Origin of the sequence: uncultured Sulfitobacter sp. (assembly GCF_947500075.1) — a bacterium.
Taxonomy (GTDB): domain Bacteria; phylum Pseudomonadota; class Alphaproteobacteria; order Rhodobacterales; family Rhodobacteraceae; genus Sulfitobacter.
In genome coordinates, this window is the sequence record NZ_CANMQS010000002.1 from 921,544 (window position 1) to 940,803 (window position 19,260).

Sequence of the window (19,260 nt, forward strand, 5' to 3'; positions counted from 1 at the left end):
CGACCGAATGATCGTGATTATTATGGGCCTCATCGGGGCCGTCATTGGCGGGCAGACCGCGCGTAAACGGCAGGGAAATCGCAAGGATATTGCCCAATATGCAGCAGGTTACGGCATTGCCTTCATGTTGGCAGGTCTGATCATCACGGTGCTGGTGGACCGCCTGTTCCTCGCCGGATAGGATTGCGCCTATGTTCCTGCCCTTTTTCGATCAATTGCGCCGCCACAAGGTTCCCGTCTCCATGCGGGAGTTTCTTGCGTTTCTCGATGGCATGTCCGCGGGATTGGCAACCTATGACGTGGAGGCGTTTTATTATCTCGCCCGCGTTTCGATGGTGAAAGACGAACGCAACATCGACAAATTTGATCAGGCCTTCGCGGCCGCCTTCAAGGGTTTGGAAAAAATCAGCTTTGATCAGGTGATGGAAGCCGTCGACATCCCCCGTGAGTGGCTGGAGAAGATGGCCGAGAAGCACCTCTCAGAGGAAGAAAAAGCCGAGATCGAAGCATTAGGTGGCTTCGACAAGCTCATGGAAACGCTGAAGAAACGTCTGGAAGAACAGAAGGGCCGCCATCAGGGGGGCAACAAGTGGATGGGCACCGCGGGCACCTCTCCTTTCGGGGCCTATGGCTACAACCCCGAAGGCGTGCGCGTGGGCCAGAAGGAAAGCCGCCACCAGCGCGCGGTCAAGGTCTGGGACAAGCGAGAGTTCAAGAACCTCGATGACACGGTGGAGTTGGGCACGCGCAACATCAAAGTGGCGCTCAAACGCCTGCGTCGCTGGGCGCGGGACGGCGCGGATGATGAACTGGATCTGAACGGCACGATCCGCGCCACGGCGGAACACGGCTATCTGGACGTCAAAACCCGGCCAGAGCGGCGCAATGCGGTCAAGGTCTTGTTATTTCTCGACATCGGCGGATCGATGGATCCGCATGTGAAGGTGGTTGAGGAATTGTTCAGCGCGGCCTCGGCGGAGTTCAAGCACATGGAGCATTTCTATTTCCACAACTGCCTTTACGAAGGTGTGTGGAAGGACAACCGCCGCCGCTGGGACGCGCAATTGCCGACGCATGAAATCCTGCGCACCTATGGCCCTGATTATAAATGTATTTTCGTCGGTGACGCGTCGATGTCACCCTATGAAATCGCCTACCCCGGTGGCGCGAATGAACATTGGAACGCGGAAGCCGGATCGGTCTGGCTGCAACGCGCGCGGGATCAGTGGAAGTCCAACCTCTGGATCAATCCGGTGCCGGAGAAATACTGGAACTACACCCAGTCGATCACCATGATTCAGGAGATCTTTGGCCCTGACGCCATGGTGCCCATGACACTCGAAGGCCTGTCGCGCGGCATTAAGGAATTGACGCGCTAACCATCCCGCGTAGGCTGCGCCCCATGTCTGACGCCCCCATCACCCACATCGACCCTGCTGCTTTTGCGGTGGATCCCTACCCTGAGCTGGCACAGATGCGGCGCACGGCCCCAATCACCTATGTGCCGGAATTGAACGCCACGCTGATCACCCGCCGTGCCGATATCCATCGGGAAGAAAAGCGCATCCATGTGTTTTCCTCCGTCCAGCCCGGCGGGCTGATGGAAAAGATCATGGGCCTCAACATGATGCGACAGGATGGCGACGGGCATATGGCCGAACGCCGCGCGCTCTTTCCCGCGCTCAGCCCCCGCACCGTGGCCGATCACTGGGCGCCGCAGTTCAAACAGATTGTCGCGGCGCGGCTGGACGCGCTGGCCCCGCAGGGGGGCTGCGATCTGGTGACGGAATTTGCCATGCCGGTCTCTGGTGCCGCACTTTGTGCGATGACGGGTCTGACCAACATCTCGCCCGCCCAGATGGACCGTGCCAGTCAGGAGATGCTGGATGCGGTGGCCAATTACATCGCCGACCCGGAGGTGGACCGCAAAGGCTTTGCGCAAGCGGCCTTTGTGGATGAGGCCATTGATGCGCGGCTGGCCGTACTGCGTGCAACGCCTGACCCTTCGATCCTCAGCGTGCTGGACCGCGCAGGCATGCCCCGGCCCAGCATCGGGGCGAACGTCAAGGTCATCATCGGCGGTGGCCAGAATGAGCCGCGCGACGCAATCGCTGGCCTCCTGTGGGCGCTGCTGAGCAATCCCGACCAACGCGCGCATCTGGAGGATGGCACGGTCAACTATGTCAGTGCCTTCACGGAGTATGCACGGTTTGTGGCCCCGATCCAGATGATCCCCCGTATGGTGGCCTCAAAAGACACCGTCGAAGGCGTGACGTTTGAGGTCGGCGACCGGGTTTTCCTGATGGTTGGCTCTGCCTGCCGGGACGAGGAAGTGTTTGAAAACGCGGATCAATTCGATCTGACCCGCGACACGTCGGCCGCGATCCCCTTTGGCGCAGGGCCGCATTTCTGCGCCGGTGCAGCAGCCGCGCGCACCTTGGTGGCGGAATACGCCGTGCCGATGATCCTTGCGCGTTTTCCAGCACTTGCGCTGGCTGGTCCTGTCCCTTTCCGCGGCTGGGCGTTTCGGGGCCCAACCCACGTCCCCGTCACATGGTAGCGCCCCCGGCCTGCGTCATCCTTTGTCAAATACCACCCTCCCCCGCTTGCCCGCAGGCATTTCGCCCCCATATTCAATGACATGATCCGCGTTCTTCCCATCCTGCTGGCCGTCGCTTACGGCCTCATCATGTACCGCTTCTCCGCCTGGCGGACGGCGAAGGAACTGGATGCGAAATCCACCGTGCTCGCCGATCCGGTGCTGAAGAAACTGAGCGACAAGATGGCCACCGCGCTGGATCTGCCGCGCATCAAGGTGCACATCTATGAGATCGAGCCGGTCAATGGCCTTGCAGCACCCGACGGGCGGATTTTCATCACACGCGGATTCTACAAGAAGTTCAGAGCGGGTGACGTCACGGCTGAGGAACTGGCCAGCGTGATCGCCCATGAGTTGGGCCACGTCGCTCTGGGGCATTCGCGCCGGCGGATGATCGACTTCTCAGGCCAGAACGCAATGCGCACGGCGCTGGCGATGGTGTTGGGTCGCTTCATTCCATTTGTCGGGGTGTGGATTGCCAATATGCTGACCACGCTTCTGGCGGCACGGCTGTCACGCAGTGATGAATATGAAGCCGACGCTTATGCCGCAGCGTTGCTGACCAAAGCCGGGATCGGTGTCGCGCCACAGATTTCGCTGTTCAAGAAGCTTGAAGCCCTCACGCAGAGCAACCATGGCACGGCACCTGCGTGGCTCTTGAGCCATCCCAAGACGGAGGAGCGTATTACAGCGCTAAAACGGCTAGAGGCAAAATGGGAACCGTGATTTATCAGAGCCTTACGGCGCGATATTAATCCCGTGAAAGCACCTTGGCCAGACGTGGCAGGCGGGCTTTCTTGAACAAACCCCGCATCTCCCAATCCGTGCCGGACAAGGTGCGCGCGGTCTCCAACACGTTCTCGGCCACGGCGCGGATCGCCTGCTCATGTTCAGGCCAGAGCTGCATCAGGTAGCTGTCCGGATCGACGCGCGTCAGCCCCTCTTCCGCCAATGTTCCGCGTGGGAAATCCTTGGCGTTCAGCGTCATGATCATGTCCGCCCCGGCATCGACGGCGACAGCCAGCACATGAATGTCGTTTTCATCGGGCAACCACAGCCGCGCGGCAACGCCCGGCGCTGCGGGCCGTTCCGCCTGTGGCCATGCTGGACGCAGCAGGGCAATCTCCGCCCGTGCCTGCGCTTCGCCTTCGGCACCCAACTTGATTGCGGCACGTGCCCATTCTTCCAGCAGGCGTTCTGACCAAATGGGTTCAAAGGCCCCCGCCCGTGCCACCCCCAGCACCACCTCGCGCATCACCGTAGGATACAGCACGCAGGCGTCGATAAGAACGCGCGGGCCGCTCACACCCGGAAGAACAGCGACTTCAGATAGCCGCTTTCAGCAAGCTGCGGCAATTGCGGATGATCGGGGCCTGCAAAACCCGTATGCAGCAACGTCGCATGACGTCCCGCCCGCCCGATGCCGCGCACACAGGCGCCGCGGAACTGGGTGATATCCACCGCATGAGAGCACGAACACAGCGCCAGCGTGCCATTCTCCGCCACCAGCGGCGCAGCAAGCCGTGCCACCCGCTCATAGGCGCGCAGACCTGCCTCAGCGGCGTTGCGCGAAGGTGCAAAGGCGGGTGGATCGCAGATCACCAGATCAAATGTCGCGCCCTCTTCCTTGAGAGCGGCCAAAACCTCAAACGCATCCCCCTGCCGGGTTTCGAACCGGTCAGCCATGCCCATGGCTTCGGCCCCACCCGCCGCCAGCGCCAGAGCCGGAGCCGATCCGTCCACCGCCAAAGCCTGCGCCGCTCCTGCCGCCAAGGCAGCAAGAGAGAACCCACCGACATGGCAAAAAACATCCAAAACCCGCGCCTTACGGGCGAACCCTGACGCAAACGCATGGTTCGGACGCTGATCAAAGAACAACCCGGTTTTCTGGCCCCCTGTCAGGTCCGCAAGATAGATCGCACCGTTCATCGGAACCTGCACCGGTGCATCCGGCGCAACACCTGCGAGCACCATGTTCTGATCGTCGAGCCCTTCCAAAGACCGCGCCCGACCGCTGGCGCTTTTGAGCACATTGGCCACGCCCGTCACGGCTTGCAGCGCTGCACACAGCGGCGCGATACGCACATCCGACCACGCGGCATTGGGCTGCACGACGCAGGTGTCTCCAAAACGGTCGATGATCACACCCGGCAGGCCATCGGCTTCTGCATGGATCAGGCGGTAGAACGGCGCGTCATACAGCTTGCTGCGCAGGGCAAAGGCGCGGGATATGTGCCGCTCAAACCAATCCTGATCGATCACCGCGTCCGGATCGCGGTCCAGCATGCGGGCGATGATCTTGCTGTCAGGGTTCAGCGCCACGAGGCCCAGCGGTTGGCGGGCGGAATCCTCCAGCCGCGCGATGGTCCCTGCTGCCAGCTTGCGGGTGCGGCGGTCGGTGACCATTTCGTTGGCATAGACCCAGGGAAATCCATGGCGGATGGCCCGCGCATTGGCCTTGGGCATCAGCCGGACGGTCGGCAGGGCGTCAGATGGGTCGGGGGATGGGGAAAGGGGCGCTGTCATAGCGCCCCCTCTAGCCGTTTCATCTGTTGTGCGAAAGGTCCGTTGTGACCCTTGCCGGATCAGATCATGTCAAATCAGACCGGGCTTTTGCGCAATTCGTCCTGAATGACCAAGGACAGATAGGTGGTCACCCGCACGCGCTGGGTCTGGCCGCGCTGCACCGCTTCGATGGCGGCCACACCGCCCAATGCGGGCAGGTTGGCTTCGACAAGCCGCGCCGGCAGGACAACATCACCGGTTTTTGCATCATAGACGGTCAGGAAGAACTCCATGTTGTGCACACCGCCCACGCGCTCCCGCGCGCGCTCTGACAGAGAGTGGAAGCGTTTGACCTGCACATCGACAATCACGGGACGATCCCCGTTCATGGTGCTGGTGCCGCTGGTAAAGGCTTCTTCGAAGATCGTCTTGACCTGCTGGCGGCGGTCGCCCAGATCATCACCGCGCCAGACAATATCAGCACGCGGGTAATAACCATTTGCCTCGGTCACGGTCAGCGACTGCGGCACCCGGACATTGATGCCCGTGACGTCCATCGAGGGCATCACCGCCTCTTGCTGGAAAGAAAGGGCTGGATCCCCGGCACCCAGTGCAACGGAAGTGGTTGAAACATCAGGGGCAGCGCCACAGGCGGCAACCATGCCTCCCAGGCCAAGGGCTGCGATCAGGCGAAGAGTTTTCATTTGGGTTCTCCCAGTTTGTGGACGAAATCCACATGTCTATTGGAACCACCATTGCAGATAGAATAGGGCGAGATTGCGCCAAAAGGTGTGTGTATTCAGACCTTTTTCATGCCGATACCAAGGACAGGCTGCCCTGTTTAGGGCGTGATTGACCCCTGATCAGTTCCGCGCGCGGCTGCGCCAGCCGCCGCGCCGCCTGGGCGCAGCCATGCTGGTCAGGCCTTCGGTCAGAACAGCAGACATGGGATGATCCGGGGCCGAACCGGCATATTGATCCAGCAACACCCGGATGCTGGAGCCGGTGTCCTGCTCCAGCGGCAGGCTCAGCGCCCAATCCAGAAAGATCGTGCGGCATTCCGCAGGTGTGATCCCTTCAATCCGGTAGGCTTCAAGGATCAGCCCCTTGGGGTCGGTTTCAGTGCCTTTGTTCATGGTGCATCGTTCCGTGCATTGAGCGCTGCATCGATGATCCCGGCCGCTTGGGCGTAATGCTGGTCCATCCGCGCCTCCAGAGCACTCAGGGTGTCGCATTCAAGCGACTGCGCCAGAAACGCTGCCCCCGCCTGCCCCAGATCGCTGCCCTGCACGGGTGCCGCCGACAGCAGCCGCCCGGCGCATTGCAGGGCCCAGCAGGTGTCATAGGCCGCTGTCAGCCGTGCGGCCTCATCAGCCGTCAGAACACCTGCCTCCTGTGCTGAGGCGAGCCCCTCCGAAATCTGATGCGCGGCTGTGCCCGTCAACAGTGCACCGGCCTGTGCCAAAAGCTCGATGTCCTGCATCCGTCCTTTGCCAATCTTGGCATCCAGCACGCCCACAGGGCTTTTGGCGGCGGCGATCTTCTCCCGCATCTCGGCCACATCGGACAGGATGTCATTGCCTGCGCGCGGCAAGGACAGGATCGTGGCACAAAGCGCCTCGACATCCGCCCCCAGCGCCTGCGGTCCCGCAACGACCCGCGCGCGGGTCAGCGCCAGATGCTCCCACGTCCAGGCTTCGGATTTCTGATAGTTCTCGAAACTGTTCAGGGCCGTGGCCACCGGCCCCTGATTGCCAGAGGGGCGCAGGCGCATGTCGATCTCATAGAGTTTGCCCTGCGCCATCGGCGCTGTCATGGCGGTGATCATCGCCTGCGTGAGGCGCGCATAGTAAAGCCGCGTGGCCAGCGGGCGCGGCCCCTCGGACATGTCCTGATCCTGCGGATCATAGATCACCAGCATATCCAGATCAGAGGTCGCCGTCAGCCGCCCTGCCCCCAGCGATCCCATGCCAAGGATCACCGCCCCCCGTCCGGGCGGCGGCCCGTGGCGGGTGGCGAACTGATCGACCACGACGGGCCACAGGGCTGCCAGCACCGCGCGGGCCAGATCAGCGTACTGCCGACCTGCCTGCGCAGGCCCGGTCAATCCGCGCAGCAGGTGCACCCCGATCCGAAAATGCCATTCGCGCGCCCAGCGTCGGGTTTCATCCAGCCGCGTCTCATAATCCCCCGCCTCTTCAAGGTGTGCGGCCAGCAGTCTGGTCAGCTCCCCCTCTCCCGGCCAGTCAGAGAAGAAATCCCCCCCGATCACCGCATCAAACACGCCTGCATTTCGCGACAGATGCGCGGCAAGGGCGGGCGATGTGTTGATCGTCTCAATCAGCAGGTCAGCCAGTTGCGGATTGGCCTGAAGGAGCGAGAAAAGCTGCACCCCCGCAGGCAAGCCGGACAGGAAACCATCAAACGCCAGCAGCGCTTCATCTGGTTTGGAGGCCTGCGCCAGCCGCGCCAGCAGGTCGGGCTTGAGCTGCTCAAACAACGCCGCGCCGCGCGGGCTGCGCAGTGCCGGGTAGCTGAGCCACCGGTCAAGCACCGTTTCATCAAACGCATGGGACGCCGCAGGCGCCGCCGTCGGCTGCGCGCCAGACCCGGCAAAGAACCCCTCTGCCAGATCATGCACCGCACTGAGCCTGCGGTGCAGATCCTTTTTGAGATCGTCCACATCGCTGTCCATGAAGGCCGCAAGCCGGGCAAACCCTTCGGCGCTTTGCGGCAGATCGTGGGTCTGCGCGTCGCGCAGCATTTGCAGCCGGTGTTCGACGGTGCGGTGCGCGGCATAGTGATCCACCAGCGTCTCTGCCGCATCCTGTGGCACCCATCCGCGCTCTGCCAGTATGCGCAAGCCGTCACAGGTGCCGCGCACACGCAGATCGACATCGCGCCCTCCGGCGATCAACTGGCGGGTCTGGGTGAAAAACTCGATCTCCCGAATGCCGCCGCGCCCCAGTTTCATGTTGTGCCCCGGCAGGGTGATCGGCCCGCCAAGACCCTTGTGGGCGCGGATCGCCAGCCGCATGTCGTGGGCGTCCTGAATGGCCGCGAAATCAAGGTGCTTGCGCCAGACGAACGGCGTCAGGGTCTTGAGAAACCTGTTGCCCGCCGCGATGTCGCCTGCGGCCGCGCGCGCCTTGATGTAGGCTGCCCTTTCCCAGGTGCGACCAAGGGATTCGTAATACCGCTCCGCCGCTTCCATCGCCATGCAGACCGGCGTGACACCGCTGTCCGGGCGCAGGCGCAGGTCCGTGCGGAAAACGTACCCCTCGGCTGTCAGATCGCTCAATGTGGCAGACATCGCGCGGGTGGCACGCACAAAGGCGGTGCGGGCATCGTGGAAATCGTCCGCTTCAAACCGCGTCTCGTCGAAAAGACAGATCAGGTCGATGTCGGATGAATAATTCAGCTCCCCCGCGCCCATCTTGCCCATGGCCAGCACCACCATGCCCGCCGCATCCGCCAGATCATCCAGCGTCATGCCGGGCAGCTTGCCCCGCTTGATCTGCGCGCCAAGGCCTGCGCGCAAGGCCGCCTGACAGGCCGCATCGGCAAAATCGGTCAGTGCCGTGGTGACCTGTTCCAACGTCCAAGCCCCGCCCAGATCCGCCAGCGCTGTCATCAGGGCCACCCGGCGCTTGGCCTGCCGCAGCGCATCCGCCAGATCGGCCCCTTCATAGTGGCGCGCGGTGTCGATCACCGCCGCCACCGCCGCCGCCGGTGCCGCGACGGCGTCTTGCAGCCACGCAGCCTCCTTGCTGATCAAAGCCGCCAGATAAGGCGCGCAGGACGCCGCTCCGCCCACCAGCGCACGCAACTCCGGCGGCAGGTCTGGCACTTGTGCCTCCGCCTCAACGGCAAGGGCATCGTCAAAGCGGCGGGGCGTGCGGGTGATCTGAGCGGCGAGAGGCATTGTCATGCCCCCAGCTTTGCGACAGTGTCGCGCCATGAGCAAGAGCCTGAAACGTGTCCGCGCTGCACTTGAAAGCGCCGGAGTCCCTGTCGATGTGCGTGAAACCGCCCTCGCCCGCACGGCACAGGATGCAGCGACCGCCCTGGGATGCACGGTGGATCAGATCGCCAAGTCGATTGTGCTGCAAACCATAGACATCGAAGAAGCCGTTCTTTTTATCACCGCTGGCGGCAATCAGGTCGATCTGGCCCGTGCAGCGGACCTTGCGGGCGCCCCACTGGGCAAGGCAGATGCGGCCCTTGTGCGCGCGCAAACCGGCTTTGCGATTGGCGGGGTTTCCCCTGTCGGGCATCTGACACCATGCCGTGCGTGGTTTGACGAAACGCTGCTCAAATTCGATCAAATCTGGGCTGCCGCGGGCACGCCGCATCATGTTTTTGGCCTTCCGCCACAAGAAATGCTACAGATCTCAGGCGCGCAAGTATCTGAATTCAAATCGCTTTCAAAATAAATGTAAAAACTATTCACATCATCTCTTGCAAAGCGGCGGGTAATGGCCATTTTGATTGATGTGAAAGGCATTCACATAAGACCTCTCACTTCACACCGGGCCGCGAAACAGGCCTGACCAACTGGAAGGCTTGACCATGACCACTCTGACCCAAGACCACAGCTATGCACCGCGCGACAGCTGGCTGACCCGCGCCGAGCGTTGGTTGGATGACAAAGGCAAAGGTGCCTGGATCGCCGCGATGGTCCTCGGCTTTATCCTTTTCTGGCCAGTCGGCCTCGCCCTTCTCGCTTACATGATCTGGAGCAAACGTATGTTTTCTGGCAAATCCTGCGCAACCCGGCGCACCCGTTCGATGATGTCCACCAGCAAGACCGGCAACGCCGCGTTTGACGCCTACAAAGAAGACACGCTGCGCCGTCTGGAAGAAGAGCAGAGCAACTTCGAAAGCTTCCTGGCCCGCCTGCGCGAAGCCAAGGACAAGGCAGAGTTTGACCAGTTCATGGACGAACGTGCCCGCAAGAACGACGACACGGCGGAGGCGTAAGCCCCGGCTGCACCAGCGTCTCCCCCGCCTCCCGGTTTTCCGCCGGGAGGCACAACATTGAGAAAGACCCATGACCGCATCTCCCGATCCTCATCACCAGCCTGAGTTTTACGAAGGCGTCCCCTTCAAACGTCTGATTGCCTGGATGATTGACACCGGTCTGATCGCCCTGATCTGTGTGCTGATCGTGCCCTTCACTGCATTCACCGGCATTTTCTTTTTCGGCTTTCTGCTGATCGTGGTTGGTTTTGCTTACCGGGTGATCACCTTGGCCAATGGATCGGCCACATGGGGCATGCGGATCATGTCCATGGAAATCCGCGATGCACAGGACCAGCCGCTGAGCCTCGGCCTCGCTTTTTTGCACACGCTAGGGTATAGTCTGTCGGTGACACTGACCATCGTTCAGGTTGTTTCGATTGTGTTCATGTGCACCTCGGCGCGGGCGCAGGGCCTCACGGACATGTTCCTTGGCACCGTCCCGATGAACCGGCGCCAAAGAACGTAACCATTTTATTAAAAGCACCCTTGGCGCAAGGGTCCGGCATGGCTATCATTTGCGAAACCGGAACGGATTCCATGCGCCACAGTCTGCCCCTGACCCCGCAGTTTTACGTGACTGCCCCACAACCCTGCCCCTATCTGGAGGGCAGGATGGAGCGGAAGCTGTTTACGGCCCTTCAAGGGGAAAACGCGGCTGAGTTGAACGACAGCCTTTCAGCGCAGGGTTTTCGCCGCTCCCAGAATGTTCTGTATCGGCCGTCTTGCGCCGATTGCGCGGCCTGCCTGTCAGCCCGAATAGATGTTTCCGCATTCGCGCCGTCGCGCAGCCAAAAGCGGACCATCAAGCGCAACGAGGGGTTGAACAGACGCGCCACCTCCCCCTGGGCGACCGAAGACCAATACGCCCTCTTCCGCAAATACCTCGACAGCCGTCACGCAGATGGCGGCATGGCGGATATGGATGTCTTCGAATTCGCCGCCATGATCGAGGAAACCCCGATCCGCAGCCGCGTGATCGAATACCACGACATCGAAAGCGGAGAGCTGATTGGCGTCTGCCTGACAGATGTGCTGGGGGACGGGGTCAGCATGGTCTACTCCTTCTACACCCCTGACCGCCCACGGGCGAGCCTTGGAAACTACATCATTCTCGATCATGTGGAAATCGCCCGTGCAGCGGGCCTTCCTTACGTCTATCTGGGTTATTGGGTGCCCGGCAGCCAGAAGATGGGGTACAAGGCCAACTTTGCCGGGCTGGAGGTCTACATGGGCGGGGCGTGGCAAAAGCTGAAAGATCCCGAGACGTTCGAGCTCAAGCAGCACCCACTCAGCAACGATCCGATTGCCGAACAGGTTGCCAATATCTCGCTACCGGATGTCGGCCCGCGCAGCCGCTGAGGCGTATCACGGGGCCTTTCTGCGCAACTGAGTGCTTCAGGTTTTGGATTGGCTGTTTAGAGTTCCCGCCAGCGGGGCAAGCCGATCCGCTCAGCCTTGCGTTTGTAGATCGCGGCGAAGGTGACGCTGAACCCGATGTTCACACCAAGAAACATCGCAGGTCCCACTTCAATGACCCGCGCCAGCGGAGCCGGCATGTAACCAATCGCATTGGCAATCGACACAGCCCCCAGAAAGATCACGGTGAACATCGCCATCGCAAAGATGGTCAAGCTGGCCCAGGAGTGAAAGTGCAGCGGCTTCAGGATGTAGCCAACCTTCGACAACAGCCGGAAGGGCAAGGGATAGGCATAGTTGCCTCTGACGCCGGCCTCGTTCAGCAGCCGCAACGCGCGCGCCAGCCGGTCCCGGCGCTTCTGGTGCCGGTCCATCTTCACAGGCTTTTCAAGCCGCGCCTTCTTGGGGGCAGCGGCCTGCGCATTCAGACGGCTCAGACGGGCCTCCAGATTGCGATCGCTCATGCGTTTTCTCGACGGATGCGGTTCATGCAGGCAGAGGTAGCGGTGAAACCGGGCAAAATTCTGACGTCTTTGTTGCGAGAGTTGGTAAAGGTTCAAAACAAAATGGCCACCCCGGATGGAGTGGCCATTTCTTGCCGATGTATCGGCGGTTTTTCGTCGATTCCTAGTTCGGAATGAGGTCTGGCACGATGGTCACGATGCCCGGCAGGAAAAACAGCACCGCGAGTCCTGCCACCTGTATCAGCACGAAGGGCACGATCCCGCGATAGATATGCGCTGTTGTCACGCTCGCCGGGGCGACGCCGCGCAGATAGAACAGCGCAAAGCCAAAGGGCGGCGTCAGGAACGAGGTTTGCAGGTTCACCGCGATCATGATCGTCACCCACTTGGGATCAAACGACCCGCCGTAGATCACCGGCCCCACAATCGGGACAACGATGTAGATGATCTCAAGGAAATCCAACACAAAGCCCAGCACGAAGAGCACCAGCATCACCAGCAGGAACACTGTATATTCGTTATCAAACGACTTCAGGAACTGCTGGATGTAGTGTTCCCCGCCAAAGCTGATCACCACAAGGTTCAGAAGCTGCGACCCGATGAGGATTGTAAACACCATCGAGGTGACCTTGGCCGTCTCCCGCACCACCGGCGTCAGCACACCGGAGGTATACAGGATGTAGCAGGAGAACAGCAGACCAAAGATCGCGTAAAGGTAGGCACCATAGGCGATGAAGAACGCCACCCAGTTCTCAAAGCCCACATCGTCCTGATTGATGCGCAGATCAAAGTTCACGCCCACAAGGATGCAGACAATGATCGCCAGCGTTGACCAGATGATCACCTTCGGCGACCGGTCCTCGTCCTTGAGCTTGCGGTACGCCGCCAGCATGATCGCACCACCCGCCCCCAGCGCCGCTGCGGGCGTCGGGTTGGTGATACCGCCAAGGATGGAGCCCAGCACCGCCACGATCAGCATCAGTGGTGGAAAGACCACCCGAATGAGCTCATTCGCGGCACAGAGCCGCGTGGCGTAGAACACGCCATACATCGCCAGCGCAAACGGCACGGCCATCACAACGCAGGTGACCCCTGCAGACATGGTTGGTCCAACGACCACAATATCCACCAGCGCCATCAGCACCAGACCGATACCCCCGATGATCAGCGGGCGCGTTTCTGACGAAGGCGACACACCGCGCGCGGTGGTCATGAACAGGCCCATCATCACGATCAGGATCGCAACGCCCGTTCCGATGGGTGCGGCGCTGCTGATCTTATCGGCCAGACGCTCTTCCAATGCCTCAATGCTCAGTTTTTCGGATTGCGCCAGACCGCCGGCATCGTCGATGACCTTCTGCTCTTCAACCGCACGGTCCCACTTGTCCTGACCATGCAGGTCAATCATCGACGCTTTGCATTCCTCGCTGACGTTCGTGCGCAGGCTTGCCGCCTGCCCGATATCAGAGAAGCTGGAGATGGTCGTGCTCTGGCTGCCCACCACGTTGAGGTTGCCCAGCAGGATCGTGCCCACAATCAGCAAGGCAGGCGCACCAAGAAACCATGTGAAGGCTTCGCCGCGGGTGATCGGCTCGGAGTTTGTGGACCCCATTTCAACCGCTGGCGCCTTGTCCGGGTTCAACAACGCATAGCCAAAGGCATAAAGCGCATAGAGCAGCGCCAGCATGATCCCCGGCAGCAAGGCCGCCTGAAAGAGCGTGCCCACAGATACCACCGCCGGTTCACCCAGCAGCGTCAGCGCATCCGTACAGCCCGCCGTCTGCGCGCGGGCTTCCTGTGCTGCGGAATACAGATCACCGGCCAATGTCCCCAGCAGAACGATCACAATCGACGGCGGAATGATCTGCCCCAACGTGCCGGAGGCCGCAATGACCCCGGTCGCAATCTCGGGCGAATAGCCGTTGCGCAGCATGGTCGGCAGGGCCAGCAGGCCCATCGTCACCACCGTCGCCCCCACGATGCCGGTGGACGCCGCCAGAAACGCCCCCACAACCACAACCGACACGGCCAGACCGCCGGGCAGTGGTCCGAAGACCTTCGCCATGGTGGTCAGCAGATCGTCAGCGATCTTGGAGCGTTCGAGCGTGATGCCCATCAGAACGAACATCAGCACCGCCAGCAGCGTCTCAATCGACTGACCGGCCAGCACACGTTCATTCATGCGGTTCACGATGAAGGACACGTTGCGGTCCAGGGCCACTTCCCAACCTGATGGGAAGACAGGCTCCGCAATGCGCGGCAATTCCGGATACCTGAAGATCGAGACGGTATCGGGTTTTATCCCGGAATTCACCAGATCGCGGTAGGCCTGCGACCCGGTATCAATCGCCGCGTGGATCAGCAAACCCGCGCTGTCCATGGCCGCAATGATCCCGAAGGAAATGATGCCCGCACCCCCAATGGCAAATGCCACCGGGAAGCCGGAGAGGATACCGCCAAAAAGGCAGATGAATACGATAATCAGGCCAACCTCGACCCCATCAAGACCAAAAAACATCAGTGTGTCCCCTCATAGGCTTCTTCGCCTTCGCCCAACGTGTCCTTGTCGAGGTATTTGCCCGCAGAATCCTCGCCTTCGCGCATCTCGCACCAACTGCGATAGAACAATGCGATGGCTTGCAGGATCACCATCACGCAGAACATGCATAGCAGCACCTTGAAGATGAAGTATCCATTGAAGCCGTTTGGCGAAAAGCCGATCGTCTCCACATTCCACTTCAACAGGCGCGATTTGCGCAGCAAAAGCTCCAATCGGTCAGAGGCGGAGGGGTTCGGTGTCACCAGATGACGCCACATGAAGAACCACCCGTAAAGCCATGTCACCACTGCAAAAGGGATCATGAAAAACAGCGCGCCGAACATGTCGACGATCTTTTTCGTGCGGAACTTGGCCCCGGCATAGAACAGGTCCACCCGCACATGCCCGCCTTGAATGAACGTGTAGGACACGCACAGACAGACGACCATGGCGTTGAAAAGCTTCAACTCTTCTGCGAACCACGAGATGTCGAATTGCAGCGGGATACCAAAGCCGATGGAGATATCCGGTCGGGTGAAGATCCGCTGCATGAACACGATGATGATCTGCTGGATCACCATGATCAGGCCCGCCCAGGCAAAGAGTCGGCCCATGAAGTTGCCAAACCCCTCAAGGCCGCGCACGCAGCCCCACATCACCGACCGCTTCCATATGCCCACTGCCGTAAGAATGACCAGCATCATCGCGCAGACAAAGAAGAACTCAACCGAACCACCGTAGTAGATGAAGCGCATCAGCGCCTCGGGGTTGGACCAGTTCAACCACAACTGCGGCTGAAACAGCGCCGCGAAGAAGTTGTAAGGTGCCTCAAGCAGATTGCCCAAAACAAACTGGACCATGCCGCTGTCCTGGAATTTGTCGAGACAGCTGAGCTTTGCGCCCTCAGCTGCACGGAAAAATCCCTCACATACCACGTCATCTGCCATTGGTGTTCCCCCCTGTTTATTGGGCTGCGCACTGTTGTTGCACGCTTATTCGGCCTCTCCCGATGGCCGTTTTTGATGTGCGTCAAGGGCCGCTGGTATGCGGCCCTCAACACGTGTCTTTAGAAAGGCTTACGCCTTGTTGCGCACGCGCTCACGCTGCTCAACATAGAAGGCGTCGGACTTGGACAGCCACTCAGCCGAAGACGTCAGCGACGCTTCAAAGCTCTCGCGTGTCCGGGCGAACAGCTCATCACCCATGTTTTCGTCCATCACCTCGGCAGAGGCGGCGCCGAAGGCATCCCACACATCATCGGAGAACTGCATGGTTTTCACACCCTGCTGCTGCAAACGGCCCAGTGCGGCACCGTTGTTGGCCAGCGTCTGTGCCAGCTGCACGTGGGTTGTCGCCATCGCTGCATACTCAATGATCTTCTGGTGCGCTGTGGACAGCTCGTTGAAGACATCAAGGTTGACCGCAGCCGCAAGACCGGAGCCTGGCTCGTGGAAACCCGCTGTGTAGTAGACTTTGGCAACTTCCTGGAAACCCGCGCGTTCGTCCGCGAAGGGACCAACCCACTCCAGACCGTCTAGAGCACCCGAAGACAGCGCCTGATAGAGTTCACCACCGGGGATGTTCTGCACGGATGCGCCGAGCTTGCCCAGCACCTTGCCGCCCAGACCGGGCATACGGAACTTCAGACCATTGAAGTCAGCCGCAGAGCCGATTTCATTGCGGAACCAGCCACCGGACTGGGAACCGGAGTTACCCGCGAGGAAGGACTTCAGGTTGAAGACTTCGCCCAGCTCATTGTGGAGCTCATGGCCGCCACCGTGGTGGTACCAGTTTGTCAGTTCCTGCGCTGTGCCGCCGAAAGGCACGGCTGTGTAATAGGCGTAGGCAGGGTGCTGACCGATGAAGTAGTAGTCAGCGGAGTGATACATATCGGCCTGACCAGAAGATACCGCGTCAAAAACCTCGAACGCGCCGACCAACTCGCCGGGGGCTTTCTTGTCGATGGTCAGCGTGCCGTCAGACATCTCATCAACCATGGTGTTGAGATATGTCGCCGCATCGTCCAGCACGGCGAAGCCGCGCGGCCAGGATGTGACCATTGTCAGGGTGCGGTGGCCTGCTGCATATGCAGGGGCTGCCAGTGTGGATGCTGCAGCGGCCGTACCGCCAAGCGCAGATGTCTTCAGAAATGAACGACGATCCATAGGTGTTTTCCTCCCAAGGAAGTCCCGCTTCGCCATTTTCCATGGCGCACGGGCACGATTACAGTGGCGTAACAGTAGCGCCAGCTTTGCAATTGGGAATACCAACTACTGCGTAGGGAGGCGCATCCACCCGATTTTTATTGATTTTTTCCAGTATTGCCCCGGATATTGGCGCATTGTCCACTGCCCAAAGCCGTCCAGAGGGCGAGAGACTTTGATTCGCGCCCGTTTCAGCGTATCGAATCAAAGGTATGTTACGTCGCCTGCCCCAACTCGCCCTCAGCTATGCCCAAAAGCTGACGCTGCTGGCTGCCGTGCCGCTGATTGTGGCGGTGGCGATGATCGCCGTGGTCGTCGCCCTGCAATCGCGCGCCTTGGCGGAGCGGGAGATCAGTCTGCTGGAAAACCAGTTGATCGAGGCCAAGAAGGCCGAGTTGCGCAATTACGTCACCCAGGCCCGCAACGGCTTCTACTTCATCTACGGCAACGCCGCCCCCGATGACAGTGCCGCCAAAGCGCAGGTCGCCCAGATTCTTTCTGCAATGATCTTTGGCGAGGAAGGCCAGTTTTTTGTCTACGACTACGATGGCACAGCGCTCGTCAGCCCGCGTCAGACCGACCGCATCAACACCAACCGCAGCGGAGAGACCGACAGCGAAGGCACGCCCGTTGTCGATGAACTGATCCGCATTGCGCGCGACGGTGCCGGTTTTCACAGCTATCTCTGGCCCAAGACCACCACTGGTGAAGAAGCGCGGATGATCACCTATGTGACCTCCTTCCCGTCCTGGCAGTGGGCGGTGGGCACAGGCGTGTTCATTGATGACGTTCTGGCATCGGTCGCGGCGGCCCGCGCGGATGTGGAAACCCGCATTCAGCGCACTTTTGTCTATATCGGCGCCATCACCCTCGCCGCCCTGTTCGTGGTCTTTGGCACCGGCATGTTGATCAACCTGCGCGAACGCCGCTTGGCCGATGCCAAGTTGAAACGCCTCACCCAACGGGTGTTTGACGCGCAGGAAGAGGAACGCGGACGCGTTGCGCGGGAATTGCACGACGGGATCAGCCAGATCCTCGTCGGCGTCAGATATGCGCTGGAAAACACCCGGTTGCGGCTGGCCGGCGGCAAGGACGGCGCGCAGGAGCCGCTTGAGAAAGGTATCGCCTCGCTGGGCGAAGCCATCACCGAAGTCCGCAGGATCAGCCGTGATCTGCGCCCCGGCGTGCTGGATGATCTGGGCCTTGGCCCCGCGATCAAGACCCTGACCGAAGATTTCGCCACCCGCACCGGCATCACCTGCGCCTTTGAAACGGTGGTCTTCCGCAACCGGCTGGACAATGACGCGCGCATCGCGCTGTACCGGATCGCCCAGGAAGCGCTGACCAACGTCGAACGACATGCGGGCGCGACCCATGTCGCCGTCGACATCCGTGGCCACCGCAAGGGTGCCACGCTGAGGATCAGCGACAATGGACGCGGGCTGGCAGACAAGAACCACGCGCGCGGCTCAGCCGGTCTTGGACTGCGCAATATGCAGGAACGGATGGAACAATTGGGCGGGCGGCTCGACATTTCGGAAACGCAGGGCGGCGGGACAACCATTGCAGCCACGGTTCCGCTCAGCCATATGCTCACTCCGCAAAGCAAATCCGCTCCCGCCCCCAAAGCAAACCCGAAAGTAGCTGCCGAATGACCGCCCTGCCCGATCCCTCCCCGGCCCGCGTCCTGATCGTTGACGATCACCCGATGGTGGCCGAAGGCATCCAGTCCATCCTCGAAAGCTATGACGACATCTGCGTGATTGGCACCCTCAGCAATGGCCGCGCGGTGATTGACCAACTGGAGACGCTGGCCCCCGACGTAATTCTTATGGACCTCAACATGCCGGAGATGGGCGGCCTCAGCACCACCGAGATTGTGCTGGAACACCGCCCCGACACCCGCGTGCTGATCCTGTCGATGCACGACAACGCAGAATACATCTCCTCCGCGCTCAGCCACGGGGCGATGGGGTATCTGCTCAAAGACGTGCCCACCGATGAGATCAAGAAAGCCATCGACGTCGTGATGAGCGGGCAGCGCTATCTCTGCACAGGCGCGCAAGGCTCCATCGCGCCAAAGGACACCCCCGCCCGCGAGGCCCTGACCGAACGCGAGCAGACCATCCTGCTGCAACTGGCACAGGGGCAGTCGAACAAGGAAGTGGCGAATGTCCTCGATATCTCTGTCCGCACGGTCGAAACCCACCGCAAGAACATCAAACGCAAGCTGGGCATCTCCAGCACGGCAGGGCTGACGCGCTATGCGATGGAACATGGTGTGTTACAGGGCACCGGTGGCGATTTCTGATCTGACACCGGCCTGAATTCACGAAAATGTCGAGCAACACAGGTCAGACGCAACAATATGTCGCAATTTTCCGCCCCGCGGACACATTTTTCGCTGAATTGCCTGTTGACGCTCCCGCAAGCCGCTCATAATGTCGCCGCACGCTGAAGGAGCAAGAATTCATGACCACGCTAGTCGTCATTGTAGGAACCACGCGC

The 19,260-nt window shown here is 60.7% G+C and carries 19 protein-coding genes; 10 read left to right on the forward strand and 9 right to left on the reverse strand.

Going from position 1 to position 19,260, the window contains the following annotated elements:
• The first annotated feature begins 7 nt into the window (after positions 1-7).
• The 4 genes from Q1A91_RS09485 (at position 8) to Q1A91_RS09500 (ending at position 3,325) form a co-directional block, all read left to right on the forward strand.
• Positions 8-181 (forward strand): apolipoprotein acyltransferase, encoded by a 174-nt coding sequence (locus Q1A91_RS09485; RefSeq protein ID WP_299876039.1) that lies wholly within the window; start codon positions 8-10, stop codon positions 179-181.
• Positions 182-191: 10 nt separating this feature from the next.
• The gene (locus tag Q1A91_RS09490) at positions 192-1,379 is read left to right on the forward strand and encodes a VWA domain-containing protein (protein ID WP_299876041.1); all 1,188 of its coding nucleotides are present in this window, start codon (positions 192-194) and stop codon (positions 1,377-1,379) included.
• 23 nt (positions 1,380-1,402) lie between these two features.
• Positions 1,403-2,560: a cytochrome P450 gene (locus tag Q1A91_RS09495; protein ID WP_299876043.1), complete on the forward strand. Its 1,158-nt coding sequence runs from the start codon at positions 1,403-1,405 to the stop codon at positions 2,558-2,560.
• An 81-nt stretch (positions 2,561-2,641) separates the two neighbouring features.
• Positions 2,642-3,325 carry a M48 family metalloprotease gene (locus tag Q1A91_RS09500; protein ID WP_299876045.1) on the forward strand — a complete coding sequence of 228 codons (684 nt, stop codon included), beginning with the start codon at positions 2,642-2,644 and terminating at the stop codon, positions 3,323-3,325.
• Positions 3,326-3,350: 25 nt separating this feature from the next.
• On the opposite strand, the gene Q1A91_RS09505 is transcribed toward Q1A91_RS09500, so the two are convergent.
• The 5 genes from Q1A91_RS09505 to Q1A91_RS09525 form a co-directional block, all read right to left on the reverse strand.
• A complete protein-coding gene (locus Q1A91_RS09505; RefSeq protein ID WP_299876047.1) occupies positions 3,351-3,905 on the reverse strand; it encodes an RSP_2648 family PIN domain-containing protein in 555 nt (184 codons plus the stop codon).
• Positions 3,902-5,125 (reverse strand): RSP_2647 family RNA methyltransferase, encoded by a 1,224-nt coding sequence (locus Q1A91_RS09510; RefSeq protein ID WP_299876049.1) that lies wholly within the window; start codon positions 5,123-5,125, stop codon positions 3,902-3,904. Before Q1A91_RS09510 ends, Q1A91_RS09505 begins: the two co-directional genes overlap by 4 nt.
• Before the next feature lie 74 nt (positions 5,126-5,199).
• Positions 5,200-5,808: a DUF6778 family protein gene (locus Q1A91_RS09515; protein ID WP_299876050.1), complete on the reverse strand. Its 609-nt coding sequence runs from the start codon at positions 5,806-5,808 to the stop codon at positions 5,200-5,202.
• A gap of 159 nt (positions 5,809-5,967) precedes the next feature.
• The gene (locus tag Q1A91_RS09520) at positions 5,968-6,240 is read right to left on the reverse strand and encodes a hypothetical protein (RefSeq protein ID WP_299876052.1); all 273 of its coding nucleotides are present in this window, start codon (positions 6,238-6,240) and stop codon (positions 5,968-5,970) included.
• Positions 6,237-9,035, reverse strand: coding sequence for a glutamine-synthetase adenylyltransferase (locus Q1A91_RS09525; protein ID WP_299876054.1), 2,799 nt, complete (start codon positions 9,033-9,035; stop codon positions 6,237-6,239). The genes Q1A91_RS09520 and Q1A91_RS09525 overlap by 4 nt, the downstream gene beginning before the upstream one ends.
• Before the next feature lie 28 nt (positions 9,036-9,063).
• Between Q1A91_RS09525 and Q1A91_RS09530 the strand changes: the two genes are divergently transcribed.
• From Q1A91_RS09530 to Q1A91_RS09545, 4 genes are all read left to right on the forward strand, one after another.
• The gene (locus tag Q1A91_RS09530; protein ID WP_299876056.1) at positions 9,064-9,540 is read left to right on the forward strand and encodes a YbaK/EbsC family protein; all 477 of its coding nucleotides are present in this window, start codon (positions 9,064-9,066) and stop codon (positions 9,538-9,540) included.
• Between the two features lie 136 nt (positions 9,541-9,676).
• Positions 9,677-10,087: a DUF2852 domain-containing protein gene (locus tag Q1A91_RS09535; protein ID WP_299876058.1), complete on the forward strand. Its 411-nt coding sequence runs from the start codon at positions 9,677-9,679 to the stop codon at positions 10,085-10,087.
• 70 nt (positions 10,088-10,157) lie between these two features.
• Entirely contained in the window at positions 10,158-10,595 is a 438-nt protein-coding gene (locus Q1A91_RS09540; protein ID WP_299876060.1) for an RDD family protein, read from the forward strand.
• A gap of 71 nt (positions 10,596-10,666) precedes the next feature.
• Entirely contained in the window at positions 10,667-11,488 is an 822-nt protein-coding gene (locus tag Q1A91_RS09545) for an arginyltransferase (protein ID WP_299876186.1), read from the forward strand.
• 56 nt (positions 11,489-11,544) lie between these two features.
• Here the strand turns inward: Q1A91_RS09545 and Q1A91_RS09550 are convergent, their stop codons facing one another.
• The 4 genes from Q1A91_RS09550 to Q1A91_RS09565 all read right to left on the reverse strand — a co-directional run bounded on the left by Q1A91_RS09550 (position 11,545) and on the right by Q1A91_RS09565 (position 16,713).
• The gene (locus tag Q1A91_RS09550) at positions 11,545-12,009 is read right to left on the reverse strand and encodes a DUF6404 family protein (protein ID WP_299876063.1); all 465 of its coding nucleotides are present in this window, start codon (positions 12,007-12,009) and stop codon (positions 11,545-11,547) included.
• A 163-nt stretch (positions 12,010-12,172) separates the two neighbouring features.
• Positions 12,173-14,527, reverse strand: a complete 2,355-nt coding sequence (locus Q1A91_RS09555) for a TRAP transporter large permease subunit (RefSeq protein ID WP_299876065.1) — start codon at positions 14,525-14,527, stop codon at positions 12,173-12,175.
• On the reverse strand, positions 14,527-15,408 hold the full coding sequence (locus Q1A91_RS09560) for a C4-dicarboxylate ABC transporter permease (RefSeq protein WP_299876067.1): 882 nt from the start codon (positions 15,406-15,408) through the stop codon (positions 14,527-14,529). The genes Q1A91_RS09555 and Q1A91_RS09560 overlap by 1 nt, the downstream gene beginning before the upstream one ends.
• 216 nt (positions 15,409-15,624) lie before the next feature.
• Complete coding sequence (locus Q1A91_RS09565) at positions 15,625-16,713, reverse strand: TRAP transporter substrate-binding protein (protein WP_299876069.1); 1,089 nt, start codon at positions 16,711-16,713, stop codon at positions 15,625-15,627.
• Between the two features lie 251 nt (positions 16,714-16,964).
• On the opposite strand from Q1A91_RS09565, the gene Q1A91_RS09570 reads away from it, so the two are divergent.
• On the forward strand, positions 16,965-18,407 hold the full coding sequence (locus Q1A91_RS09570; protein WP_299876071.1) for a cache domain-containing protein: 1,443 nt from the start codon (positions 16,965-16,967) through the stop codon (positions 18,405-18,407).
• Positions 18,404-19,063, forward strand: coding sequence for a response regulator transcription factor (locus tag Q1A91_RS09575; protein ID WP_299876073.1), 660 nt, complete (start codon positions 18,404-18,406; stop codon positions 19,061-19,063). The genes Q1A91_RS09570 and Q1A91_RS09575 overlap by 4 nt, the downstream gene beginning before the upstream one ends.
• Positions 19,064-19,260 lie beyond the last annotated feature (197 nt).